Annotated in this window: 15 protein-coding genes and 1 pseudogene; 13 read left to right on the top strand and 3 right to left on the bottom strand. The window is 47.6% G+C overall.

Annotated features, from left to right (window positions below; all coding sequences use genetic code 11):
- Positions 1–75: 75 nt before the first annotated feature.
- Positions 76–642, top strand: a pseudogene (locus tag ABS784_RS14735) (siderophore ABC transporter substrate-binding protein); the annotation flags it as partial.
- A gap of 38 nt (positions 643–680) precedes the next feature.
- Here ABS784_RS14735 and ABS784_RS14730 read toward each other — a convergent pair.
- Entirely contained in the window at positions 681–1,409 is a 729-nt protein-coding gene (locus ABS784_RS14730; protein ID WP_061580494.1) for a coiled-coil domain-containing protein, read from the bottom strand.
- Between the two features lie 171 nt (positions 1,410–1,580).
- Here ABS784_RS14730 and ABS784_RS14725 point away from each other — a divergent pair, with 171 nt between their 5' ends.
- The 6 genes from ABS784_RS14725 (at position 1,581) to ABS784_RS14700 (ending at position 14,241) form a co-directional block, all read left to right on the top strand.
- A complete protein-coding gene (locus tag ABS784_RS14725; RefSeq protein ID WP_352512994.1) occupies positions 1,581–5,318 on the top strand; it encodes a bifunctional RecB family nuclease/DEAD/DEAH box helicase in 3,738 nt (1,245 codons plus the stop codon).
- 526 nt (positions 5,319–5,844) lie between these two features.
- The gene (locus ABS784_RS14720; RefSeq protein WP_227016113.1) at positions 5,845–7,725 is read left to right on the top strand and encodes a hypothetical protein; all 1,881 of its coding nucleotides are present in this window, start codon (positions 5,845–5,847) and stop codon (positions 7,723–7,725) included.
- Positions 7,722–8,393, top strand: coding sequence for an OmpA/MotB family protein (locus tag ABS784_RS14715; protein WP_033012439.1), 672 nt, complete (start codon positions 7,722–7,724; stop codon positions 8,391–8,393). Before ABS784_RS14720 ends, ABS784_RS14715 begins: the two co-directional genes overlap by 4 nt.
- Entirely contained in the window at positions 8,393–9,673 is a 1,281-nt protein-coding gene (locus tag ABS784_RS14710; RefSeq protein WP_020278745.1) for a hypothetical protein, read from the top strand. Before ABS784_RS14715 ends, ABS784_RS14710 begins: the two co-directional genes overlap by 1 nt.
- Complete coding sequence (locus tag ABS784_RS14705; RefSeq protein ID WP_352512993.1) at positions 9,645–12,242, top strand: DEAD/DEAH box helicase; 2,598 nt, start codon at positions 9,645–9,647, stop codon at positions 12,240–12,242. Before ABS784_RS14710 ends, ABS784_RS14705 begins: the two co-directional genes overlap by 29 nt.
- A gap of 565 nt (positions 12,243–12,807) precedes the next feature.
- A complete protein-coding gene (locus ABS784_RS14700; protein WP_352512991.1) occupies positions 12,808–14,241 on the top strand; it encodes a site-specific DNA-methyltransferase in 1,434 nt (477 codons plus the stop codon).
- Between the two features lie 101 nt (positions 14,242–14,342).
- Here the strand turns inward: ABS784_RS14700 and ABS784_RS14695 are convergent, their stop codons facing one another.
- Positions 14,343–14,654: a hypothetical protein gene (locus ABS784_RS14695; protein ID WP_020278741.1), complete on the bottom strand. Its 312-nt coding sequence runs from the start codon at positions 14,652–14,654 to the stop codon at positions 14,343–14,345.
- 264 nt (positions 14,655–14,918) lie between these two features.
- Positions 14,919–16,427 carry an NCS1 family nucleobase:cation symporter-1 gene (locus tag ABS784_RS14690; RefSeq protein WP_013523518.1) on the bottom strand — a complete coding sequence of 503 codons (1,509 nt, stop codon included), beginning with the start codon at positions 16,425–16,427 and terminating at the stop codon, positions 14,919–14,921.
- Positions 16,428–16,773: 346 nt separating this feature from the next.
- Here ABS784_RS14690 and ABS784_RS14685 point away from each other — a divergent pair, with 346 nt between their 5' ends.
- From ABS784_RS14685 to ABS784_RS14660, 6 genes are all read left to right on the top strand, one after another.
- Complete coding sequence (locus tag ABS784_RS14685) at positions 16,774–17,664, top strand: nitrilase-related carbon-nitrogen hydrolase (protein ID WP_013523519.1); 891 nt, start codon at positions 16,774–16,776, stop codon at positions 17,662–17,664.
- A gap of 74 nt (positions 17,665–17,738) precedes the next feature.
- On the top strand, positions 17,739–19,088 hold the full coding sequence (locus ABS784_RS14680) for an NAD(P)-dependent oxidoreductase (protein WP_011230917.1): 1,350 nt from the start codon (positions 17,739–17,741) through the stop codon (positions 19,086–19,088).
- Positions 19,089–19,107: 19 nt separating this feature from the next.
- Entirely contained in the window at positions 19,108–20,397 is a 1,290-nt protein-coding gene (gene preA, locus ABS784_RS14675) for an NAD-dependent dihydropyrimidine dehydrogenase subunit PreA (protein ID WP_013523521.1), read from the top strand.
- Positions 20,398–20,415: 18 nt separating this feature from the next.
- Positions 20,416–21,831, top strand: coding sequence for a dihydropyrimidinase (gene hydA, locus ABS784_RS14670; protein ID WP_033012436.1), 1,416 nt, complete (start codon positions 20,416–20,418; stop codon positions 21,829–21,831).
- A 79-nt stretch (positions 21,832–21,910) separates the two neighbouring features.
- Positions 21,911–22,141, top strand: coding sequence for a hypothetical protein (locus tag ABS784_RS14665; RefSeq protein WP_011230920.1), 231 nt, complete (start codon positions 21,911–21,913; stop codon positions 22,139–22,141).
- Positions 22,142–22,446: 305 nt separating this feature from the next.
- Entirely contained in the window at positions 22,447–24,075 is a 1,629-nt protein-coding gene (locus ABS784_RS14660; protein ID WP_013523524.1) for a PucR family transcriptional regulator, read from the top strand.
- Positions 24,076–24,335 lie beyond the last annotated feature (260 nt).

Raw genomic sequence — 24,335 nt, 5'->3', positions numbered from 1 at the left:
CGTATCGCGTAAGGGGTACCCTGTTTGTCTCTCTAACCATGGAAATTATTGTAATGAAAAATGCTCATCTACAGTTTGTATGACAAGTTGAAAGAGATTGGCCCAACCGTGTATATAGGGATTGACACTCAACATTATTGGGATTCATTTACAAACAATATGAAGCTGATCGGGCAAATGTTTGGCAAAGAAAAAGAAGTAGATGAGGAACTGGCCAATATTGAAAAACAAATCGAAGAAGTGAAGACAAAGGCTGCAGACAAAAAAGCGCTGATCATTTTGACGACCGGTGGGAAAGTGAGTGCGTACGGCAAAGGTTCGCGCTTTGGGCTCATCCATGATGTGCTCGGCGTGCCAGCCGCAGACCCGAATTTGAAAGTGACGAATTCTCATGGACAAAGCGTATCATTTGAGTACATTGCCGAGAAAAACCCGGATTACTTGTTTGTCATTGACCGCGACGCCGTTGTAGAAGGAAAGCCGACAGCGAAGCAAACGATTGAAAATGCGCTTGTGAAAAAGACGAAAGCATATCAAAACGGCCACATTGTCTACTTGGATCCAAATTATTGGTATCTCTCAGGCGGCGGATTGACGTCGGTGTCGGAAATGATCAAACAGGTGGAAGAAGGATTGAAATAAAAGGACAGGCGGGCTTAGGCGGCCCGCCTGCTTTATCGTCATAAAATGATATTCTTAATTTTGTAGATTTCCCGTTCGTGTTCGATGACTTTGTTCGAGAGGAAGGTGATGTCAAGTTTGATGTTGTTCAGCTGTTCATTGAATGATTGGGCATGGGAATCGACTTTTTTCTCTAAGGAGTCGAGTCTTTGGTGGATGGAAGAAACTTCACCGTGAAGTTTGTGCACGTCCATCGCGAGGGCGTCGAGTGCGGCGTCGGTTTCATCCTGGCGGTGAAGCAGGGCAGACATCAAGTCATACAGCTCTTTTTGGCCGGCTTTGATATGGGCTTGTTCTTCTTCCAACCGTTTTTGGCCTTCAAGGAGAGCTTGCTGGATGCGTCGGAATTCTTCTTGCTCTTTCCGCATTTCCTGTTGTTCTCTACGGATCTCCTGCTGTTCTTTTCGCATTTCCTGTTGTTCTCTACGGATCTCCTGCTGTTCTTTCCGCATTTCCTGTTGTTCTCTACGGATCTCCTGCTGTTCTTTCCGCATTTCCTGTTGTTCTCTTCGGATTTCCTGTTGCTCTTTCCGCATTTCCTGTTGTTCTCTTCGGATTTCCTGTTGCTCTTTCCGTATTTCTTGTTGTTCTCTTCGGATCTCCTGCTGTTCTTTTCGCATTTCTTGTTGTTCTGCTTCCAGCCGTTTGTGGCTTTCGACGAGGAGGTGCAGCGTGTTCTCGATATGACCAAGGCGGTTGAACAACTGCAAGAGGATCTCTTCGCTCATGGTTGGCCCCTCTTTCATTCTAATTTCCTTCATTATAGCACATATGTTCTTGTCGGACAAGCACGAATGGTGTATATAGGAAAGCGTACAAACATATGATACAATGAATAAACAAACTGACAAGTCCCAGTGCGGATGTCGGCTAGTATGTTTTTAGAAAGGGATCGATGTATGCTTTACGTTTCTCCTGCCAAAATCGCAAGCTATTTTTATCACGAGTGCGAGCGGAATTTTTATTTTCAGTCGTTGGCGAAAGAACGACGCAGCGAGCTCGATGTGCCGGAAGAGCTGTTTGAGCGGCCCGCGGTGCATCAGAGCGTGCTGCGCCGAGGGGTTGAGTGGGAAGAGGAAGTGATTACGACCTATTTGGCCGGCCAAGTGCAGATGGGGAAGCGAGAGCCTGGCGCACCGATTTCCCACTGCTATTTGGATGGAGAGGAGACGATCCGCGAGCTGAAGCAGCCGAGCAAGCGCTATTTATACCAGCCGACATTGATCGCGCCGCCGCGCTTTTACGAACGGTACGGGTTGGATCTGAAAGTGATCCGATTTGCGGCGTGTCGTCCGGATTTGATTGAGTGCATTCCGGGGCAAAACGGCTTTGTGTTCCGCATCATCGACATCAAATCATCAGATGTGTTAAAGATTTCCCACCGCGTGCAAACGGCGCTGTACGCGTTGATGTTGTCCTCGGTGTTAGAGGAGCACGGCGTTAAGGGCAGCGTCGATTTGCGCGAAGCCGGGATATGGACGTACAAAACCGAGCAGCCGCAGCTGACAGATATCGGACAGCTGCTTCCGTTTCTTGAGCAGTTTTTGGCTAGCGAATTGACGGCGCTGGCTGGGAAGCAACTTGATGAGCTGTTTTGGCATTTGGATTATCGCTGTGAATGGTGCCCGTTCTATGATTACTGTTTCGACAAAGCGCGGAAACAGTCGCATATTTCCCTCGTTCCGTACTTATCGAGTCATGCGTCCCGCTTTATCCGCGAGCGGCAGCTTCCGGAGACGATCGATGAGTTTCGCCAACTTCTTGAGCGTCAAGAAACGAGACACGTCCTAAAACAAAACGCTGGATTGGCGCGTCAACTTCGGCGGCTTGAAGCGCAGCTTGAGGCGATTGCGGAGGAAAAGGTCGTTCCGTATGACCAGGCGGTGACGCATATGCCGATATGGGAAGACATCCGTCTGATTCTCACCGCGCAACGCGATCCGTTGACGGGGAAGATTGCGGCGGCATCGTTGTACCGTGTTGGTGGAACAGATGTGTTTGGAACGGGATCGGAAATGCATCATGTTATTGCTGGTTCTCTGGAAGAATGCGACGCGGTCGGCCGAACGTTTGCCGATGCGCTGGACCGCCTGCTTCAGACGGTGCACGATTACAACCGGGAGCGAGAGTGGCGGTCGCAAAAATCGGTGCAGGCGTATGTCACCGACAACTATGAATGGGACAATGTGCAGCAGCTGCTTCAAGCGCTTTTGTTCGATCCAGACTATAACGAAAAAGCTGTTCGGCTGCTGTCGTATTTTCATAGCAGCTCACTAGCAAGTGCCAACGATCATCCAGATGAAATCGTTCCGCTTCCTGTCGTTGTGCTGACAACGGCTGTGAGCCAGCTGTTCGCCTTGCCGACGCATGTTGCGTACCGTCTTGAAGACTTGTCGCGGTATATTGCGGCCTACCATGATTCGCCGTTTCTGTACTCGGCGAGCGAGCGCTTTTCGTTCCGCTTGACAAACGCCATGAAACTGGATGTGCTGCATGATGCCTGGCAAACAGGGGACACGGAAACACGGCAAGCGGTCGAGAAGGAGCTGAGCCGCCGCCTTTGGGCTGCTCACAGCATCATTCAAGGCATCCGTGCGTGGGCCGAGAGCGTCCATCCTTCGCCGCTTATGGTCTGGCCGGAAAAATTTGCGTTTCCTCATTCGGCTGATTACCGTGATCCGCTTGTGTCCAAGCTGGCGTTTATGGCGCGCTATGAGGCGCTATTAAACTACTTGGATATTCGCCAAAAGCGCCTGCTTCCGCTTTCGGAGCGGCTTGAGAACGGAGTGACGCTTCATGTCACGTACCTTGGCGGCGATCGGTTCCGATTGAACAACCGCCAGGCGCTTGAAGCGATCGATCAAAGGGCGAGCTGGCTTTTGACGGAGTGCAATGAGGAAGGAGAAAAGGCGCAACAGACGTTTCCTGATCATAAGTACGCCAGTGAATGGAAGCCGCCCCAATGGGCCAATGTCTATTTTGTCCGCATTCGCGCCATCGAAGATAATGGCAAGACAGCTGAACTCAAGCTCGAGTTGCCCAAATGGCTCGATCGGTTCCCGCTTGTGGAAGGAGAGGAGTATTGGCTGTCGCTTCGGCATGCCGATTTTACCACCCGGCGCGTCTTGCAGGCGTTGCAACAGTTGGATCAGGACAATCATCGCATCTTGGACTTAGTTCGCGATCCGATTCGCTATCGGAAAACGTTTCGTCCCAACTTGGATGCAGAGGAAGTCAAGGCGCTTCTCCGCCGAAGCGGGTTGACAAAAAGCCAGCGTCAGGCGTTTCTCCACTTTCTCCGCCATACGTTGACGCTCGTCTGGGGGCCGCCTGGCACCGGGAAAACGCATTTTATTGCCGTTGCTCTTCGGTTGCTGATGGAAATGTATGAAAAACGGGGGCGAAGGCTTGCCATTCTTGTTTCGGGTTTCACCCATGCGGCGATCGAAAACGTTCTGCGCAAAATTCAGGAGCTTGCGCCGCGGCGCAGCGTCCATATCGCGAAACTTGGTGAGATTCAGACGGAAAACGCCAAAGGAATCGCCGAGGTGGCGGACCGTGACCTTCCCGGATGGCTGGGCAACGGCGGGCATCGGGTGCTTGGCGCCACGCTGTACGGCATTCAAAGGGCGTATGAAAAGGGCTATCTAGAAGAGTTTGACGTCGTCATTCTGGATGAGGCGTCGCAAATCCGCGTGGCCGATTCACTGTTGGCGTTGCGCCATGTCAAAAAAGCAGGCAGGCTGCTTATCGTCGGCGACCATTTCCAGCTGCCGCCAATCATTCAAGGGGCGTATGCGGCCGCGGAAGGGGAGCCGCACCTGTTTGACTCGATTTTCCGCCTGCTGTTTGACGCGGATGTGGAGAAGCGGTATACCCGCCAACTGACGGACAATTTCCGCATGAATGAGGCGCTTTGCCGCTACCCGGCCGAGCGGATTTACAGCTCCCAGTATACCGCGTTCACCCGCCAGATTGCCGAACAAACGTTGACGCTCGCCCCTGCGCCCCGGGCCGATGGGTGGATCGAAGCGGCGATCGACCCTGACTATCCGCTTGTCGTCTGCACGTATGACGGTGTATACGGTGTCCAAGAAAACGAGGCGGAGGCGCGCTGGGTGGCGGGCATCGCGAAGGTGTTGCGGGAACGGCTTCTCGACAGCGAGGGGAAACGGTACGATGACTCATCAGAAGGCGACCAAGCGTTTTGGCGCCGCGGGCTGTTTATCATCTCGCCACATCGGGCGCAAATCCGCGCCATTCGCCGTGAGCTTGAACGCCAAGAATTGCGCCCGCCGTTTTTCGTCGATACGGTTGATAAAATGCAAGGGCAAGAAGCGGATGCGGCGATCATTAGCTACGGCGTCGCCGACCCTGAACTGGCTGTGATGGAAGGGGAGTTCATCTACAGTTTGAACCGCCTCAACGTTTCGCTTACACGGGCGCGGAAAAAGACGATCCTCTTCCTCTCGCGCCAACTCATGTCGCCGTCGCTTCAGGTGATCGGCAACGAGGAATACCGTGAAGGAGTGAATTTTATGCTCGGGCTCGAGCACTACGCTTCACGGCGTGGGGAAGCGCAAACGTTTATGGTCGACGGTGTTGCGCTACAAATGTACCGAGTCCGTCATCCTTAACATTGAAAAGATGAGTTTTCGATGAAACGGCTGGGTTGAACAGGAAAAGAGGATGAATAAAGGCGCTTTTCAACTTGGGAAATTCTTTGGTGTCTCCGCGAATCACCCATTTTTCTATAAGAAAACCGCATAAGCAGTCGCCATCCGCCATGCCGCCTTCTCCGTCTCATTGGCTCGTCTTGTTTTCGGTGCCGAATTCAGTCATGCACGGTCCGAAAACGGTCAAAAAACAGGGGGAGGTGTGCATGGCGTTTTTTTGGATGGCCAAGCCGTCTATATAAATTGTTACATATTGCCGAATAGGTCTTAACGCCTGTAAAATGATTTTGGAAGAAACGGAGAAATCCGCACTTTTGCCATTCTAATAGTCAAGCAGGCAACAGGATGGAAGCGCTGATTAGAACATCTTCGTTTGGTGGCGGCTGGTTGTTTACATAACAGAAAGTGCAGGTGATTGGTATTGTATACACTTTTTGAGACTTTGTTTTCTCTAATCAACAAGATCGGAAATAAAGGATTTACTGATTTGTTTCTTTATTTTCAGCTCACACTGTTTTTAGCCATGGCTATTTGGCAGTTTATGCGCATTCAAAGGGAAATCGCGGTGATGAATCAGTTGAAGCCGAAGCTGCTCGAGTTGAACCGCTCCGTAGATGGAAGCGCCTACGAGATTGATCAGGCCATTAACGATCTTTTTGTCCAAGCGAAAAAGTCAAAATATAAGGAATTGTGGGAACGGTATTACAATCGCGTTTCGCAAAAAAACGAGGACGAGCGCATCAATGTAGAACCGTTTTTTGGATTTGATGTGATGTATCATCATATGGGGTATCGGACATTGATGGACATGGGGGCGGGGATCCATGTCAGCCTCGGCGTCCTTGGCACCTTCGTTGGCCTCTCGGTCGGGCTGGCTGAGCTGCATATTGGCAATACAGAAGCGTTACGGTCAGGGATTAGCAGTTTGCTAGATGGGATGAAAGTAGCTTTTTACACCTCTGTATGGGGCGTGTTGCTTTCGTTAATGTGGACGATGTTTGACCGGTGGATTAGCGGTGTGCTTGAGCACAATATTGACTGGCATTCCGAGCGGCTTGATTTTTTGCTTAGCACGGACGATGAGGAGCTGTTTTTAAACCGCTTGGAAAAGTTATCGCGCAATCAAGCCGACCATTTGAAAACGCTGTTGACTGATGCGCTTGAGAAGGCGATGCAGCCGATCGCTCTATCGCTTCAGCAGTCGCACGGCAGCCTGCAGCAAGCGTTTGGCCAGCTTCATGATCAGTTCGCCCAGCTACATGAAGGAATGGAAACGCAGGCGAAGCTGCTTGAGTCGCAAATTGAGCTGACGAAAAATACGAGCGCCGATGTAACGAGCCGTCTTGTTGATGAGATTACGGGCGGAACACAACAATCGATCGGGCAGTTTAGTGAGTTCGTTCAACAGTCACAAGTATTGCAGACGGAAATGATGAAAACGATTGAGGCGTTCACGAGCCGTTTTGCTTATACGGAAGAGCGGCAGGCGATGACGCTCGAGCGGACGGAAAAAATGTTTGCGCAGTTTGAAAAGATGGCCGCAGAGCTTGAGTTGATGAAGGACAGCTATCAAAAAACGGCAGGCATGATGAACGGGTTAGGCGAAACATTCCACCAACTGCAGCAGCTGACGAAAGACCAGCTTCCGGTTCAACAGGAAGTGATGCGAAGCAACCAGCTGTTGGCCCAGAAGTATGATGATTTGGCCGATCAGTTCACCCGCTTTAATGCACAAGTTGAAGCGCAGTATAGCCAGCTGCTCGAACAGCTTGTCCATGCATCGTCCTCACTTTCCGCCTCGTTTCAAACGATGGCGAACAGGTTTGACGAGTCGCTTCGCGTCCAAAAAGAATCGTTGCGTGATTCGCAGCAGCTGCTTGGCGACGTCCAGTCGGCTGTTGTCGCTCTGTCGCCGCTCGTTTCCGAGTTGCGTGAAACGTTCGATCGCGTTCGAGAGCTAAAGGAGCAGCTGCTTGAAATGCAAGAGGCACAAAAACAGCTTCTTCCAGAGCTTGTGCAGTTGCGGACGAAAACGAAGGAAACGGTTGAGGAAGCACTGCAGACGACGAAAGTGTATATGCATGAGATGACGGAGCAAATCGAGACGTTGCAACAAAACTGGGCGACGACGAAAGAACAGTTGACGAAGATTACCGAAGCTCTTCATCTTTCAATGAAAGATTTTGCTGAAAATATTGACAGTGGTTTAAGTAAAACGTATCAACATTTTGATGAGACTTTGACCAAAGCCGTGCAAGAAGTGAGCGGGCTCGTTTACCAATTCAGCGAAGTGCAGGCGGATTTTATTGAGAATTTGGAAGACTTAGTGGATCATTTGGATAAATGGAAAGCAGGGGCTTCAACATGAAATACCGGAGACGGACGGAAGTTAATTATTGGATGTCCTATGCGGATTTAATGAGCGCCATGTTGATGGTGTTTGCCTTGTTGTTGACGTTTGTCATCCTTGATTACCGCGAATTGCTTGAAGAGAAAGAAAGGAAAATTGAGGAGGTTGTCAGCGTCAAAACGGAGATCATCCGGGCTCTGACGGAAGCGTTCAAGCAATCGAATATGGCCATTGAAATTGACCAGCAAACAGGGGCCATCCGCTTTCCAGGCAGCATTTTGTTTGAATCCAATTCGACGGAAATCTCTCCGGAGGGGAAGGCGTTTTTGCAACAATTTATTCCTAAGTATATGGGGATTTTATTGCAGGATCGGTTTAAAGATGAAATTTCGAGCATCATTATTGAAGGGCATACCGACCGGAATGGGACGTACATGTACAATATGTCTTTATCGCAGCGCCGGGCGTACGCCGTTTTAGAGTATATTTATAGCAAAGAGTTTCCTAATTTTAAAGAGCGAGAGCTGTCGAAAAAGTACATTACCGCGAATGGCCGGAGCTTCAGCAGTCCGCTGACGGATGCGACAGGGAAGTATGCCCCCGACCGTTCGCGGCGAGTTGAGTTTTTATTCCGCCTTAAGGACGATGAAGCGATTAAAGCCATTGAAAAGTTGGTGAACGAATAATGAAGTATGAGTATGAACCGGTGTTGCTGAAACGATGGCTGCGGGAACCGCGTCGTCCTCTTTTGAAACAAACGGTTGACTATAGAGCTGAGAAATATCAGGGGGTGCTTGAACGGCTGTCCGATCGGTTTGCCGAGGTAGCCAATGCGCCGATTTCAGTGTTTCAAGAGTGGGTACAACAGCTGTCGCGGCGGGAGAAACTTCTTCTCCCGAACTTGTACAAAAAAGAGCTTCCCGAAGAGCTCAAAAAAGCCATGATCGAGTCCATTCAGCGCCATATCCAGCATGAGCGACGCCTGTTCCGCGTGTTGGTCGATGTTATGTATGAAACGTGCGATTTGGACGAAATTTGGAAGCTTTTGCGTTACGCCTATGCTACCCATATAGAGAAAATCGAAAAGAGGTTGGAAAAAGAGAAAAGTGAAAAATGGCGGCGTTATTTGTTAAGCAAAGATCCCATTGTGTATTTGGCAACAACGGCGTATGAAAGCGAGAAAGGAATTTTAGACGAACTGGAGACGTTTTATTTAACGAAAAACTTTCCGTTGTTTAAACTCGTGTTGATAGAGATTTTTCAGCTGGCCGATGAATCGTTTTTTCTCAAGGAACAAAACTTGTATCGGGAGCTGTTTGTTTCCTCAACAAATGAACAGCAACAAAAAATGGCGAATGCACTGATCAAAAAGTGCAAGCTCAATCACGTCAAGCCGCTTGGGAAACTGATATTTGAAAGGCTGCAAACGTATCACCGAAAGCCGATGTTATGGAGATATGTCGGTGAAGAGGAAAAGCGGCGGTTCGCTCAGTGGATTATGAAGCTGCAATTGAAAGACTTTTTTGGCGGCGTGAACAAAAACCATGAACGGTTTCAATATTGGGAGAAGTTTGTTCCGAAGCTTGAAGATGTCGTCGTGACCGATGAACGCACGACGTTAATTATGTATTTCCGTGACGTTGTCATTATGGAAGTGCTTGGCACTGGGGCGGTCTACATTTATCGCGCCGATGTTTTCCAGCGCCATTTTCAGCCGAAGATCGACCGGATGCTCGCCGAGCGGGAGCGATTTGCCCATACAGCTTGGCAAAGAGTGCGTGAAGTGAAGCGGAGTGAACTGATGGACAGGGATTTAACGATTCCAGGCGGCTGGTTGCGCCATACTGGCGGATGGCAATGGAAGTTTGATGAATGGCTTCGGCGCGAACTCGGCTGGGAGGTAAGAAGAAATGTTCTTCTTCAAAAAGAAGCAGAAAATGATGAAGGCAGTTTTGACGCCGAATGAGGATGGGATTCATCTTTCGTTTCAGCTGCATGACGGCAAAACTGTCATCGAACTGAAGCTGCCTATGGCCAAAGAAGATATCGAAAACTATTACAAAGTGCAAGGATTTCAACAGTACGTCGCTTGGGAGGAGCTTTACGACTCCGGCGTTCTTGTCGATTCGACCTTGCCGTACAGCGAGTATTATGAACTGCTTAAAGACGAAAGCGCCAAAGAGGTGCTTGAATGTTTAGGGCTCCCTGTTGTTGAGGAGGAGGTGAGCGGGAAGCTTTCGCTTCGTTCGCTGCCGCATGAAGCGGATTTGGCCCTGCAGCTATTGGACTCGAGCGGGCGTAACTTAGACCGGATCGGGAAACCGGCGGGGGCGGTTTACGTCTTGCCGGACCGTCTCGTGCTGCTCCCGGAACGGGTGTACCGTCTGAAACGGGCGCTTTTGGAATCGTATGAATCAGGGTACGAAAAAATCGGCATTTGCCAACAACTGGCCAAAGAAGCAGGCATCCAGCTTGAAAATTTTTTGCAAACGGAAACGTACCATGTTGTTGATACGTATGATCTCGACATCGCTGTGCATCGCCCTGACCATATCGAGCTCGTCGTAAAAGGGAGAACTGAGGAGGAGACGCGCCATCTTCAACAGTTGCGGCGGGTCAGCAGCATAAAGAAAGGCCATGGACGAAGCCGCTTTGTCAGCACCGGACGGGTTCACGCCGATATTGTCCATTTGCAGCAAAAACGGCATATTACGGGGGAAGAGGTGCCGCTATTTTTGGAAAATCCGGCTGCCATCCTGCCTGAGCACGATTACTTGTTTGATTTGGACCAGTTTTCAGAACGTGTCCGCGGCCTCATCCCAATCGAACGGGTGCGCCCTTTTTTTCATGAGCGAACGGGAATGCAATGGTTTGATGAGGAAAGCGGTCGTACAGTTCCGTACGATGAGGCGTTTTTGCGCGAACTGATGGAAAAATATCCGAACCAGCAATATGTCGAGTATAACGGCAAATGGATTTACTTAGATCCTTTATTGCGCCGGAAGCTACTGCAACTGCCGAAAGACGCCGACGAAGCGTTGAAACGGCGATATATTCTTGACATTAAAGATAATGAGGAAGAGCTTGAGTACAAAATGGAGAGCGCCCAAGCGGCGCCGTTCCGGCGTTGTCCAGTTCCCTCTGAACTGCAGGAGGAGCTTTTTCCGCATCAAATCGAAGGGTTTGAATGGCTTTGCCACTTGGCGGAGCAAGGAAGAGGCGGCTTGCTGGCCGATGATATGGGGCTCGGGAAAACCATTCAAGTGATTGCGTTTTTGCTGCATCAAAAGGCCCATGGGCGGCTAAGGCCGACGTTGGTCGTCCTGCCGATTGCGCTGATTGAGAACTGGATAGCGGAAATCGAAAAATTTGCCCCAAGCCTGCTCGATAGTTTGTATATCCATAAAGGAAGCGGGCGGCTGGCTTCGTCGCAGCTCATTTCACAGTTTGATCTCGTTTTGACCAGCTACGATACGCTGAAAATTGACCAACTTTTGTTAGGGAAGATCGAATTCCAAGCGATCATTTGCGACGAGGCGCAAAACATTAAATCCCACGCCAGTCAGCGATCGCGCGCCATCCGCGCCATGCAAGGGCACTTTCGCTTGACGATGACCGGTACGCCGGTTGAAAACAGCCTAGACGAACTTTGGGCGATTATGGACTTTGTTCAGCCCGGCGCCTTAGGCTCGTTAAAAGAGTTTCGATCCCGCTATGCGGAAACATCAGACTATGATGCGCTGCTTAAAGCCATCCGACCATACTATTTGCGCCGTACAAAGCAGCAAATTCTCAATGATCACCTGCCTAAAAAACACCTTGTTTCGCCGATTTATGTCGAGGCTTCGCCACTGCAGAAAGAGATTGCCCAGTCGATGTTGGCCACAAAAGAGAGCGGACAGGTCGCCATTTTGAATATGATCACGAGATTACGGCAGCTGTACGGCCATCCGGGAGCGGTCATCGCCGGCTATGAAAATCTCCCGGCCGCAGAGGTGCCGAAGTTGAGGGAAACGATGCGCATCGTCGAAACGATTCGGCAAAAAGGGGAGAAAGTGCTCATTTTTACGGAGTTCCGCAAGTTGCACTTTCTTTTGAAACGAATATTCATGGAGAAATACGGCATTTCTGTTCCGGTGATTGACGGGGATACGAAAAATCGCCAATCGGTCGTACAACGCTTTAATGAAACAAACGGCTTCGGTATGATGATTTTATCCCCGAAAGCGGCCGGCGTCGGTTTGACGATCACAAGCGCCAACCATGTCATCCATTACACGCGCTGGTGGAACCCGGCGGTTGAAAACCAGGCGACCGACCGCGTGTACCGCATTGGTCAGCAAAAAGATGTATATGTGTACCATATTATCACCACGGATCGTTCCCATTTCCCGCAAGGAACGGTAGAGGAATTAATGCATGAACTGCTTGAAAGCAAACGCCATTTGGCTGAAAATGTCATCATCCCGTTTGATATGCGTGAGATCCAGCAAGCCATTGCCGAGAAGATGATGGAACAACGCCCACTCGTCTAGGAACGGCTTTCATCCCAGCTCTAGAATCATCCGCCATGCCGCCTTCTCCGTCTCATTGGCTCGTCTTGTTTTCGGTGCCGAATTCAGCCATGCACGGTCCGAAAACGGTCAAAAAACAGGGGGAGATGTGCATGGCGGTTTTTCTTTCGGGAACAGAAATATGGTGTTGATATACCAATGGTTTGAACGGTTGACGACTTTAGTCACTTGTTAAAGTTGACATAACCACATTTTATTTTTGAGAGGAGTAGAAGGGGTGTGCAAGAATACCCGTTGCAACCTTAGAAAATCAATGGTAAAATGAAGGTACTCTTGAAAAAGGAAGGTCTCGTTTAGAGGATAAAAACCGCAAGTAAATATGTTTCAACAAGATTTACTGAACGGATCTTGAAAATGAAAAAGGAAAACCTCGTTCAAAGGTTTTGCTCCCCCGCTTTTTGCAGAAGGCGGGGGTGTTTTTATGGCCAAAGGAAGGAAACCGGTGCGCCGTGGCGAAATAATGGAAATAAGATTCGTCAAAAAAAGCACCGCGTTGGGAAGGGCGAGGGGAGAGAGGGGGAGTGCCATGGCAAACGTCGGCGGGAGAAGGAAACCGGCAGCGGATGCAAGGCTTGAGGCGATCAAAAAGCTCTTTCCGGAAGCGGTTGTAGATGGGGGCATCGATTGGGAGTTGCTGAAGAAAGTGTTTGGCGGTCACGAACGGCAAGAAGCATATGAGTTCACGTGGCCGGGGAAGGCGGAGGCGAGGCGGCTCGCTGAGCTGCCTGCGTCCGGAGTATTGCGGCCGGATCGGGCAGCGAGCAAACAGTGGGAGACGACGAACAATTGGTATATTGAAGGAGACAATTTAGAGGCGTTAAAGCTGCTGAGAACGTCGCATGCGGGAACCATTCAAATGATTTACATCGATCCGCCGTACAATACAGGAAAAGTGCTCACGTACAAAGACAATTGGCGCAAGGGGAAAGCCGTTGTTCCTAGCGGAATCCAGGAAGAAGCGCGTGCCCATGCCGGCTGGCTCAACATGATGTACCCGCGCCTTTGGGTGGCGAGGGAGCTGTTAGCCGAGACGGGGGCCATCTTTATCTCCATTGATGATACGGAGCAGGCGAATTTGAGAAAAATGTGCGATGAAATTTTTGGCGAGCGGAATTTTGTCGCCACGTTCATTTGGCAGCGGGCGTTTTCGCCCGTGAATATGAACAAGTTCGCCTCGCGCAACCATGATTTCATTTTATGTTATGCGAAAAACATCGATCGCCTGGCTTGGTACGGCTTGCCGCGCCATCCGGAAGCGGATGGGCGGTATGCCAACCCAGACAATGACCCACGCGGTCCATGGACGTCAGGCGATTTGTCGGTGGGTCCGCCGATTCCGGAAAAGATTTATGAGATTGTGACGCCAAGCGGTCGGGTCGTTTCCCCGCCGAATGGGTATTGCTGGCGGGTGACGAAGGAGCGCTTCGCCGAGCTGGCGGCGGATAACCGCATTTGGTTTGGCAAAGACGGAAACGGGGTGCCGCGCCTGAAGCGGTTTTTAAGCGAAGTGAAGTCGACGGTGACGCCGCTTACGATTTGGACGCATGACGAGGTGTCCCATTCGCAGGAGGCGAAAAAAGAGTTAAAGGAGCTGTTCGGCGGGCTGGCGGTGATGGATTACCCGAAGCCGGTGAAGCTCATTCAGCGCATGGTGGCGTTGACAACGAGGGATGATGATCTCATCCTGGACTTTTTTTCCGGCTCGGCGACAACGGCTCATGCCGTCATGCAGCAAAACGCCGAAGACGGCGGCCGGCGGTCGTTTATAATGGTGCAGCTTCCCGAACGGCTTGCGGAAACGTCCGAGGCGTATCGGGTGGGGTTTCGGACGATTTGCGACATTGGCCGCGAGCGCATCCGCCGCGCGGGGGAGAAAATCGTTTATGAAACGGGGAAGACGGAGCTTGATATCGGCTTTAAAGTGTTTCGGATTGAGAGAACCAACCAGCCCGCTCGCTAGGCGAACGGGCTGTTCCTTGACTAGGTTGATGAAAGGCGCTTTGGTTGAGGTGATACCCGTGTTTTCCGAGTCTCTGATGTCCAACGTTTCGGGCGCTTTTTTTACAACGACGCCGCAGCCCAACGGTCGTTGACAAAGACGTCGTACTCCGCGGCAATCGTTTCTTTGAGCTCCGCTAAAGATGGGATGCCGTCGGCGAAAGTGTAGGTGTCAAGGCAAATGAGGGAGTATTCGTCGCCGGGATCAAATACGATGGTGACGACTTCTTCCGTTCCGGCGTCCATTTGCCGGACGGTGTCGCCGTCTTCCAGCTCAACGAGTACGTTTTGGTATGTTTCGCGAATCACGTAGTAGCCTTCCTGCAATTGTTCAGTGAATAGATGTTCGATGTCCGTCAGTTCGTGGACAATCATTATTTAAGTCCTCCTAACTTGTGAAATCATTCTCAATGTCAGTATATAACGTAGTCGCTGTCGATATAATAGATGCCGTGGAAAGTTCGAAAAGTTGTCATGTTTGCATGCCAAGCGTAGATAAGGTTGGGTGCAGGATTGATAAGGGAAAATAGCAGCTTCCTGCAAAAAGAAAGCGCCCTCGTGGGAGGGCGATGTCAACGTTTAACCAGTGGCACTGCTTGCCTTCTGTCATCGATAGGCTGTTTAGGTGTAAATGATTCATTATTTTGCGATTTCTGTCGGACTGTTATGTTTTGAATCGAAAAGGGTGATTTGTTCATACTCGCCTTCCTTTAATACGCTTTGGTCGTTTTTCATTAAGTAGGTGTAGACACCAATTGCAATGAACAATCCAAATGTCCACGCGTTGTCCCAAAGAAAACGAAGTGGTGGTATGAATAAACCAAGTACAGGAATAACGACTCCCACAATCAGTGCGTACACTCCGTTTTTGTTAAACCCATTTGCATAATTGTAACGGCCATTCGGTTTGTACAGTTCTTTTAAGTGCAACTGTCTTCGGCGAACGAGCCAATAGTCCGCAATAGCAATGCCGTCAATGGGTCCAAGCAAAGCGGCGTATGTGCCAAGCCAGCCGAATATATAATTTCCAAAGTTGGACATAATATACCATGGCTGCAATAAAATAGCGAATAGTCCTGTGATAATCGCGCCAATTCCAAATGTAATTCGCTTCGGATATAAATTTTCGATCGCTCGGGCAGGGGCAACCACGTTGGCACCCACATTAATAGTTACAGAAGAGATGACAATAATAATAGTCCCTAATAGAATGACAAATGGGGGAAATTTAGCTAACAGCTGCACGGGATCCCAAATGGCTTGACCAAAAATCACAATGGTTGCTGAGGTTACGGCAATTCCGATAAATGAAAAAACAGTCATTGTAATAGGCAAGGATAAACTTTGGGCGACCATTTGTGATTTCTGACTCTGTGCGTATCGGCAAAAATCAGGGATGTTTAATGCCAATGTGGCCCAAAAGCCGATGACGCCAGTTAAAGAAGGGAAAAAGACTTTCAAAAATTCACCGGTTGTTTCGAACTTAGAAGGAGTCTCTAAAATCGGTCCCCATCCTCCGGCGTTCGTAAATGCCCAAATGAGCAAAATGATGGAAGAAATCCCGACAACAGGTGCAGCCACTGCGCTTAGCTTTTTGATGCCTTCTGGGCCTCTATAAGCAACGCTGATATTTAAGATCCAAAATAATGCAAATACAATGGCTGTATGTCCCGGTAAATTCCCCCACGAAGAGAATGATGCCATGAGTAATGTGTCAATGGCTTCTGTTCCGATCCACGTATTGATTCCAAACCATCCGGCTGCTACAAGGGCCCGGGCTAAAGTGGGAATATGGGCGCCTTTATCTCCAAACCAAAGCCGGGCAAACACAGGATAAGGAATCCCGAATTTTGTTCCTGCATGAGAGTTTAATAAAATCGGAATAAGGACGATCACGTTCCCCAGAAAAATGGTACCAACAGCTTGCCACCAGTTCATTCCTAAAGCAATCATGCCGCTGGCCATGGTGTATGAAGGAATGCATAAACACATTCCAATCCACAATGTAGCAAAATTGATTCCTTTCCATGAATGTTCTTGCCTTGTTGTCGGACGCAAGTCATCATTCCATAAAGGACTTCCACTGACTTCTTGTGCGGCTTCCTCCGTCAAGACCACAATCCCATTGTGTTCAATTTGTGTTTTCATTCATATCCCCCTTTTTTTAAAAATCCAGTGTATAAAAGAGAAATTTAAGAAAATTCTATCTATACTATGTAAATTTTTCATTATACGATTTGTCAAATAAGAAAAAGAGAAATCTATTCATTATGTAAAATGTGTAACTATTCCTCACATTTTGATGTTCTCAATCCTAGGGAGCAACTTCGTCTAGCTGTATATTTATTTCGCTGAAATTTACATAGTGAACAATCAATGTTTTCTATTATTTAACAAAGTGTATAATGAAAAGCTGGTGATTTACTATGTAGAATATTCTTAAAGTTCAGCCTAATTGTGAAACCAGATAAAATGAAGAAGGAGTGATTGGAGCATGGCTGATCAAGTGACCATTGGTTTGATCCAAGCTTCTCATAATGTGCATGGGGACGAGCCGGTCGAGGTTCATAAGGAAAAGGCGATTGAAAAGCACGTCAAGCTTGTCAAGGAGGCAAAAGATCGGGGAGCACAAATCATCTGTTTGCAAGAGATTTTCTATGGCCCGTATTTCTGCGCCGAGCAAAATACAAAATGGTATGAGGCGGCGGAAGAAATTCCAAATGGTCCGACGACCAAAATGTTTCAGGAAATAGCAAAACAGCTGGGGGTAGTGATCGTTCTACCGATTTATGAAAGGGAAGGAATTGCTACTTACTATAATACGGCAGCTGTCATTGATGCCGATGGAACCTACTTAGGAAAGTATCGCAAACAGCATATTCCGCATGTCGGGGTAGGAAACGAGGGCTGTGGATTTTGGGAAAAATTTTATTTTAAGCCTGGAAATTTAGGCTATCCGGTATTTGATACCGCATTTGCCAAGATCGGCGTTTATATTTGTTATGACCGTCATTTCCCAGAGGGAGCGCGAATTTTAGGACTAAAAGGCGCTGAAATTGTGTTCAATCCATCCGCTACGGTAGCAGGTCTCTCCGAATATTTATGGAAACTGGAACAACCGGCTCATGCCGTTGCCAATGGCTATTACGTGGCTGCCATCAATCGGGTTGGATATGAAGCACCGTGGAACATGGGAGAGTTTTACGGGCAGTCTTACTTGGTTGATCCTAGAGGGAACTTTGTGGCCATGGGCAGCCGTGATCAAGATGAAGTGGTGATTGGCGTTATGAATAAGAAGATGATTCGGGAAGTGCGCGATATTTGGCAATTTTACCGTGATCGTCGTCCGGAAACCTATAGTGAAATGACGGCTTTACTTCCATAGAAAGCAGCGAGAAAGGGGAGGAGGGAATGACTCTATTCCCTTTCTTTAAAAATGACGCGTGGAGGGGGATGGAGATGGAGCAATCACGTTTGGAAAAGAACTTTGAAGAAGTAGAGCCTGGCTTGACAGATCGAGAAGCAATGGAAGAAGCGAATCGATGTTTGTACTGTTATGACGCTCCTTGTATTCGAGCTTGTCCGACAGGGATTGATATCCCCGCTTTTATCAAAAAAATTGCTTCTGGGAATGTAAAAGGGTCAGCGAAAACCATTATGTTGTCAAACCCGGTTGGCGCCAGTTGTGCAAGAGTGTGTCCGACAGAGGAATTATGTGAAGGGGCTTGTGTTTTAAATCATTCTACAAAACCCATTATGATTGGAAAATTGCAGCGATATGCGACCGATTGGGCGATCCGAAATAAAGAAGTATTATTCCAAGCGGGACGAAAAAATGGAAAAACAGTGGCGGTTGTCGGCGGCGGCCCTGCTGGATTATCATCGGCCAGAGAACTAGCTCGTCTTGGGTATGAAGTGACCATTTTTGAAGCGGAGAACCAAGCAGGCGGGCTAAACACGTATGGCATTGTTTCTTTCCGCCTCCCTCAAAATATCTCGTTGTGGGAAGTCAATCAAATCAAAAGCTTAGGCGTGCAAATCCGCACGAATACAAGGGTTGGTAAGGATATTGAAGTAAACGAGCTCCTAGAAAATTATGATGCTGTTGTTTTAGCTGTTGGCATGGGGAAAGTGCCAAAGTTAGGAATCCCGGGAGAAGATTTGGACGGAGTATATGATGCCATTGAGTTGATTAAAGAGACGAAAACAAAACCGTTGACTGATCGGCTGGTGGGGAAAAGGGTAGTTGTGATAGGTGCGGGAAATACCGCGATTGATGCAGCTACCTGTTCGGTGCGTCTAGGAGCGGAAAATGTAAAAATTTTATATCGCCGGACGAAAGAAGAAATGACAGCTTATGAATTTGAGTATGAGTTTGCCAAACAGGATGGTGTCGAATTTCGCTGGCTAACAGCACCCAAAAGGATTATTGGCGACAGTAAGGGCAAGGTTACTCATGTTGAATGCGTTCGGATGGAATTGGGAGAACCAGACGCTGATGGCCGCCGCCGCCCTCTTCCGGTTGAGGGATCGGAATTTATTATGCCGGTTGATGTTGTCATTAAAGCCATTGGGCAAGAGCGCCATATCGAATTGATTGAAGCTTTTGGATTAGAGCATGATCATGGCGTAGTCAAGGTGAATCCTGAAACTTATCAAACGTCGAATCCGAAGGTGTTTGCTTGTGGGGATGTGATTTTTGAAAGAGGAAAAGGCGAAGCGATGGTGGTGGTGGCAGCGCAGCAAGGGAAGGAAGCAGCTTACGGGATTCATCGATATTTGACAAAGGCAGTAAGCGAAACGGCCTAAATGAGAGGAGGGAACGGCAATGGCTGATTTAAGCATTAACTTAGCGGGAATCAAGTCCCCCAATCCATTTTGGCTCGCTTCCGCCCCTCCCACCAATTCGGGGTATCAAGTGCAAAGGGCATTTGAGGCGGGTTGGGGAGGAGCGGTATGGAAAACATTAGGGGAACCTATTTTGAATGTATCGTCCCGATTTGCGGCAATCAGTTTTAACGGACAGCGAGTCATGGGCTTTAACAATATTGAATTAATCACGGATCGTCCTCTTGAGGAAAATTTAAAGGAAATTTATGAGACGAAAAAACGTTTTCCTGACCGGGCTGTCGTTGCTTCTTTGATGGTCGAGCCCAAGCGCGAAAAATGGCATGAGATTGTGAAGCGAGTAGAAGATGTGGGCGTGGATGGGTTGGAACTCAATTTTGGCTGTCCGCATGGAATGGCGGAACGGGGGATGGGATCGGCATCAGGTCAAGTGCCAGAATTGGTCGAACGACAAACATATTGGGTCAAAGAGGTGGCACGCACCCCTGTCATTGTCAAATTAACTCCTAATATTACCGATATTACGGCGACCGCTGAAGCGGCTGCCCAAGGCGGGGCAGATGCCATCAGTTTGATCAACACAATCAATAGTCTCATGGGGGTGGACTTAGATACGTGGAATACGATTCCACATGTAGCAGGAAAGGGGGCGCACGGGGGATACTGCGGTCCAGCAGTAAAACCCATTGCTTTAAATATGGTGGCCGAATGCGCGCGACACCCGCGTATCCGCATTCCGATTTCGGGAATTGGCGGGATCTCCAATTGGAGAGATGCCGTTGAGTTTATGTTAATGGGAGCGACAGGAGTTCAAGTGTGCACGGCGGTTATGCACCATGGGTTTCGGATTATCGAGGATATGATTGAAGGGTTGAATCACTATCTTGATGAAAAAGGAATTGCTTCCGTAATGGATATTGTAGGGAAATCAGTGTCAAAGTATTCTGATTGGGGAGATTTGGACCTCAATTATAAGGTTGTGGCGCGAATTCATCGTGAGCGCTGTATTCAGTGCAATAAGTGCTACATTTCTTGTGAAGATGCTTCCCATCAATGCATTGAGCGTCTCGTAGACGAAAACGGAAAAGAATATTTAAAAGTGCGCGAAGAAGATTGTGTAGGATGCAATTTATGTTCCATCGTCTGTCCGGTTGACGGAGCGATTGAGATGGTCGAAGTGCCAAGCGAACATCCCCCGATGACATGGAATGAACGGCAAGCGGCCCTTGGCCGGCTAAGCGGTTGCAGTGTGGATATCAAATCATTATAAATGAAGGAGGGTATCATGATGACAAAATTGATAAAAAATGGAACAATTGTCACCGCTACAGATATATATGAAGCCGATCTCCTCATTCAAGATGGGAAAATTGCAGTAATCGGGAGAAATTTAGATGAGAGCGGAGCGGAAGTGATTGATGCCACAGGTTGTTATGTGTTTCCAGGAGGCATTGATCCGCACACCCATTTAGATATGCCGTTTGGCGGCACTGTGACAAAAGACGACTTTGAGTCGGGGACGATTGCCGCCGCATTTGGCGGGACGACGACCATTATTGATTTTTGCTTAACGAATAAAGGTGAGCCCCTGAAAAAAGCGATTGAAACTTGGCATAACAAAGCGACGGGGAAAGCGGTGATCGATTACGGGTTCCATTTGATGATCAGTGAAATAACGGACGATGTGCTTGAAGAGCTTCCAAAAGTGATCGAAGAAGAAGGAATTACCTCCTTTAAAGTATTTATGGCGTATAAAAATGTGTTTCAAGCTGATGATGGAACCTTGTATCGGACGCTAGTCGCGGCAAAAGAACTCGGAGCGCTTGTCATGGTGCATGCCGAGAATGGAGACGTGATTGACTATTTAACGAAAAAAGCCTTGGAGGACGGGCATACTGATCCGATTTATCATGCATTAACGAGACCTCCAGAGCTAGAAGGAGAAGCGACGGGGCGCGCCTGTCAATTGACAGAACTCGCTGGTTCGCAATTGTACGTCGTTCATGTATCGTGTGCTCAAGCGGTAGAGAAAATTGCTGAAGCGCGCAATAAGGGGTTGAATGTATGGGGCGAAACTTGTCCCCAGTATCTGGTGCTCGATCAGTCCTATTTAGAAAAGCCGAATTTTGAAGGTGCTAAATATGTATGGTCACCGCCGCTTCGTGAGAAATGGCATCAAGAAGTGCTATGGAATGCCTTGAAAAACGGCCAGCTGCAAACGCTCGGATCTGACCAATGCTCATTTGATTTTAAAGGCCAAAAAGAATTAGGAAGGGGAGATTTTACCAAAATCCCAAATGGTGGTCCTATTATTGAGGATCGGGTGAGTATTCTTTTCAGTGAAGGAGTGAAAAAAGGGAGAATTACCCTCAACCAGTTTGTTGATATTGTATCAACAAGAATCGCCAAATTGTTTGGTCTATTCCCGAAGAAAGGAACCATTGCCGTCGGTGCGGATGCGGATTTAGTCATTTTTGATCCAACGGTTGAACGGGTGATTTCAGCCGAAACACATCATATGGCTGTGGATTATAATCCGTTTGAAGGGATGAAAGTAACAGGGGAACCCGTGTCGGTTTTATGTAGAGGAGAATTTGTGGTACGTGATAAACAATTTGTCGGGAAACCGGGGTACGGCCAATATGTTAAACGCGCGAAATATGGGGCGCTAATGGCCGACCAAGATGTGGTGAAAATGTCCTAACGTAAATAAATCATTGAACACCAACAAGCTGTGCCTGGCGGTAAGGATGCGGGTTACGACGAGAAGCGGGGGGTGTGTGATGACTTACCATCAGTTTCTACGTGAGCGAGAAAAGATCGATTACTTAATTGAACAAGGATACTATATGAAAAGCGTAAAAGAAAATTTAAGCGGATCGTTTGTTGAATTTGAGAAAGAAGACTCTTTGTCAGAAACAAGAGATATCCAAACACTGCATATTACAAACGCTGATGCACGCAAATATTTTTCGTCATTATTAATCCGCCAGCTCAGAAAACACCACGAATAGAGAGAAGAATGATGCACGTCACGATAAGCGCCGGAACGAGTTCCTCTATATATCCTTAATCATTATAGAGGCAGGGCCGGCGCTTTGGTTTTCATGAAACAGAGCGCGAATCGCCTAAATGAATGTCACATTTCATAACATAAAACGCGATCGATGATGTTGCTTTCTGTATAATGAAACGTAGAAGGCCATATATAGCCAAGCCGTTACATAAAAATTTGTGATAGAAGCAGGAGCGACCGTTTACGCTACCTAAATTAAAATGGTATTGCCATGATTGGTGTAAGGGGAGTGAAACAAAGTGTATGAAGACTCCTACATTAACGGTTTCTGATATTCTAAAGCGGAAACATTTTGAACATGTTGAAGTGGTTGCAGGGCATAATGGGCTCAACCGCACTGTAAAATGGGTTCATGTTGTCGAGGTTGCGAAAATCCATCATCTGTTAAACGGAAAAGAGCTGATTTTATCTACTGGGGTAGGATGGAAGGAAAATAAGGAACTGTTTCGATCGTTTGTAGAACAGCTTATCAACTGTGACGCTTCGGGATTATGTATTGAAATCGGTATGCATACTCCTTCTGTTCCGCAAGAAGTAATCGATTTAGCGAATGCGCATCACTTTCCGATCATTCTCTTTCTCAAAGAAGTGCCTTTCGTTGAGATCACCCAAGACATCCACACTTATTTAATTAACCAACACTATGAAATCATCTCCGGACTAGAATCATATTCACAGCAATTAAACAAAAAATTACTTTCAATGGACCATTATAGTGAAATTTTAAAACTATTGCACCACTATTCGGGACATCAAGTGGTTTTTAAAATAAACGGCAGAGAGGTGGAGATATTTCCTAAATATAGCAAAACATTTAAGGAAGAACAGTTGATAGTTGACGACAACGCAGCTTCCAAGAAAAGAGTGGCCACCCAACCGATCCAATTTCTCGGGAATGAATATGCCGAGCTATCCATTGTGTCAACCGGAAAGGAAATCAGCGAATTTGATCTGCTGATTTTGGATCGTACGGCAACTGCGCTGGCACAGCATCTGCTTCGTGATTTGTATGTCGATGAAAAAAAGAGAGTAGAAGAAAATGAGTGGTTGAAAAGCTGGCTAGAGGGAGAGCATCCCATTGAAAATGTGTTTAGTTATTTGGCTGAGTATGGGGCAGAGCCAAATCCAAAAGGAGGGACAGTGCTTGTTGTCCGTTTTAAATCTTCAATGAAGCAATGCTCGAATTTAGACATGATTTATTTTAAAATGCTATGCCGGACGATTTTTGAACAACAAGGTTTTTCGACATTTCCTGTCGATTTTCACAGCAGCATCGTATTTATTATGATCAATAACAGGGAAATGAAAACATGGAAAAGTCGAATGAAAATAGGACTGAATTCTTTGCTTGAATCGGATTATATTCAAAAGAAGAAATTACCTCAATTTGTTGTCGGGGTCGGAAAATTTATCGAAAATGTTTCTCATATGGACAAAAGTTATCGGACGGCTTTAGAGACGATCAAAATTCAACATCATCTTGGCGGCAGAGCCAATAGCTGTTTTTATGAGGATTTGCATATCTATCGAATTATTTCCCTTATTCATAAATACAATGATTTGTATGAAGTTGTCATGGAATACTTAGAGCCTGTTCTTCAATACGATGAAAAATATAATGGAAACTTGTTGGAAACGTTAAAGGTATATTTGGCGTGTAACGGTTCAAAAAAAGAAACCGCACAAAGACTATTTGTCGTTAGGCAAACGCTGTATCATCGAATCCAAAAACTAGAGTCGCTTTTAGGAGAGGATTTTATGAATCCGGAAAAACGGCTCGCTATTGAGTTTATGATCAAGGCATATGAATATTTACAATCGCAAAGTATGGAAAACAAATATGTGCAGCATGATCGGTTGCGAAGATTGTAAGTAAGAAGTCTCCCCCCTGAGAAGCGAAAAGCAGAAGATGCCGTAGGCTTCTAGGGGGATTTCTTTCGTAAAAACATCCATGAGCAATTTTTTGCTCTCCACCGACATGAAAATCTCAGTCCAAGGCGCGCACATTTTCAAAATTTGGTCACATTGTGGAATAAATAGGCTAATCGCTTTTACGCTTTGTCTAGTGAAGGCAATCAAAAACTGGAGGATAATTTTGTGTAACAATACAAAATATTTAGATCATGAACAAA

Origin of the sequence: Geobacillus sp. G4, assembly GCF_040327975.1 — a bacterium.
Taxonomy (GTDB): Bacteria; Bacillota; Bacilli; order Bacillales; family Anoxybacillaceae; genus Geobacillus; species Geobacillus thermoleovorans.
The sequence above is the reverse complement of the archived record's forward strand: the minus strand, read 5'-3'. Positions and strand labels throughout refer to the sequence as shown.

Excerpts from the sequence above, each read along its gene's own strand:
- ABS784_RS14690 (WP_013523518.1), bottom strand. The coding sequence starts at position 16,427 with ATGAAAACACAAATTGAACACAATGGGATTGTGGTCTTGACGGAGGAA.
- hydA (WP_033012436.1), top strand. The coding sequence starts at position 20,416 with ATGACAAAATTGATAAAAAATGGAACAATTGTCACCGCTACAGATATA.
- ABS784_RS14700 (WP_352512991.1), top strand. The coding sequence starts at position 12,808 with ATGGCAAACGTCGGCGGGAGAAGGAAACCGGCAGCGGATGCAAGGCTT.
- ABS784_RS14695 (WP_020278741.1), bottom strand. The coding sequence starts at position 14,654 with ATGATTGTCCACGAACTGACGGACATCGAACATCTATTCACTGAACAA.
- ABS784_RS14705 (WP_352512993.1), top strand. The coding sequence starts at position 9,645 with ATGATGAAGGCAGTTTTGACGCCGAATGAGGATGGGATTCATCTTTCG.
- ABS784_RS14725 (WP_352512994.1), top strand. The coding sequence starts at position 1,581 with ATGCTTTACGTTTCTCCTGCCAAAATCGCAAGCTATTTTTATCACGAG.
- ABS784_RS14685 (WP_013523519.1), top strand. The coding sequence starts at position 16,774 with ATGGCTGATCAAGTGACCATTGGTTTGATCCAAGCTTCTCATAATGTG.
- ABS784_RS14665 (WP_011230920.1), top strand. The coding sequence starts at position 21,911 with ATGACTTACCATCAGTTTCTACGTGAGCGAGAAAAGATCGATTACTTA.
- ABS784_RS14710 (WP_020278745.1), top strand. The coding sequence starts at position 8,393 with ATGAAGTATGAGTATGAACCGGTGTTGCTGAAACGATGGCTGCGGGAA.
- preA (WP_013523521.1), top strand. The coding sequence starts at position 19,108 with ATGGCTGATTTAAGCATTAACTTAGCGGGAATCAAGTCCCCCAATCCA.
- ABS784_RS14680 (WP_011230917.1), top strand. The coding sequence starts at position 17,739 with ATGGAGCAATCACGTTTGGAAAAGAACTTTGAAGAAGTAGAGCCTGGC.
- ABS784_RS14660 (WP_013523524.1), top strand. The coding sequence starts at position 22,447 with ATGAAGACTCCTACATTAACGGTTTCTGATATTCTAAAGCGGAAACAT.
- ABS784_RS14730 (WP_061580494.1), bottom strand. The coding sequence starts at position 1,409 with ATGAGCGAAGAGATCCTCTTGCAGTTGTTCAACCGCCTTGGTCATATC.
- ABS784_RS14715 (WP_033012439.1), top strand. The coding sequence starts at position 7,722 with ATGAAATACCGGAGACGGACGGAAGTTAATTATTGGATGTCCTATGCG.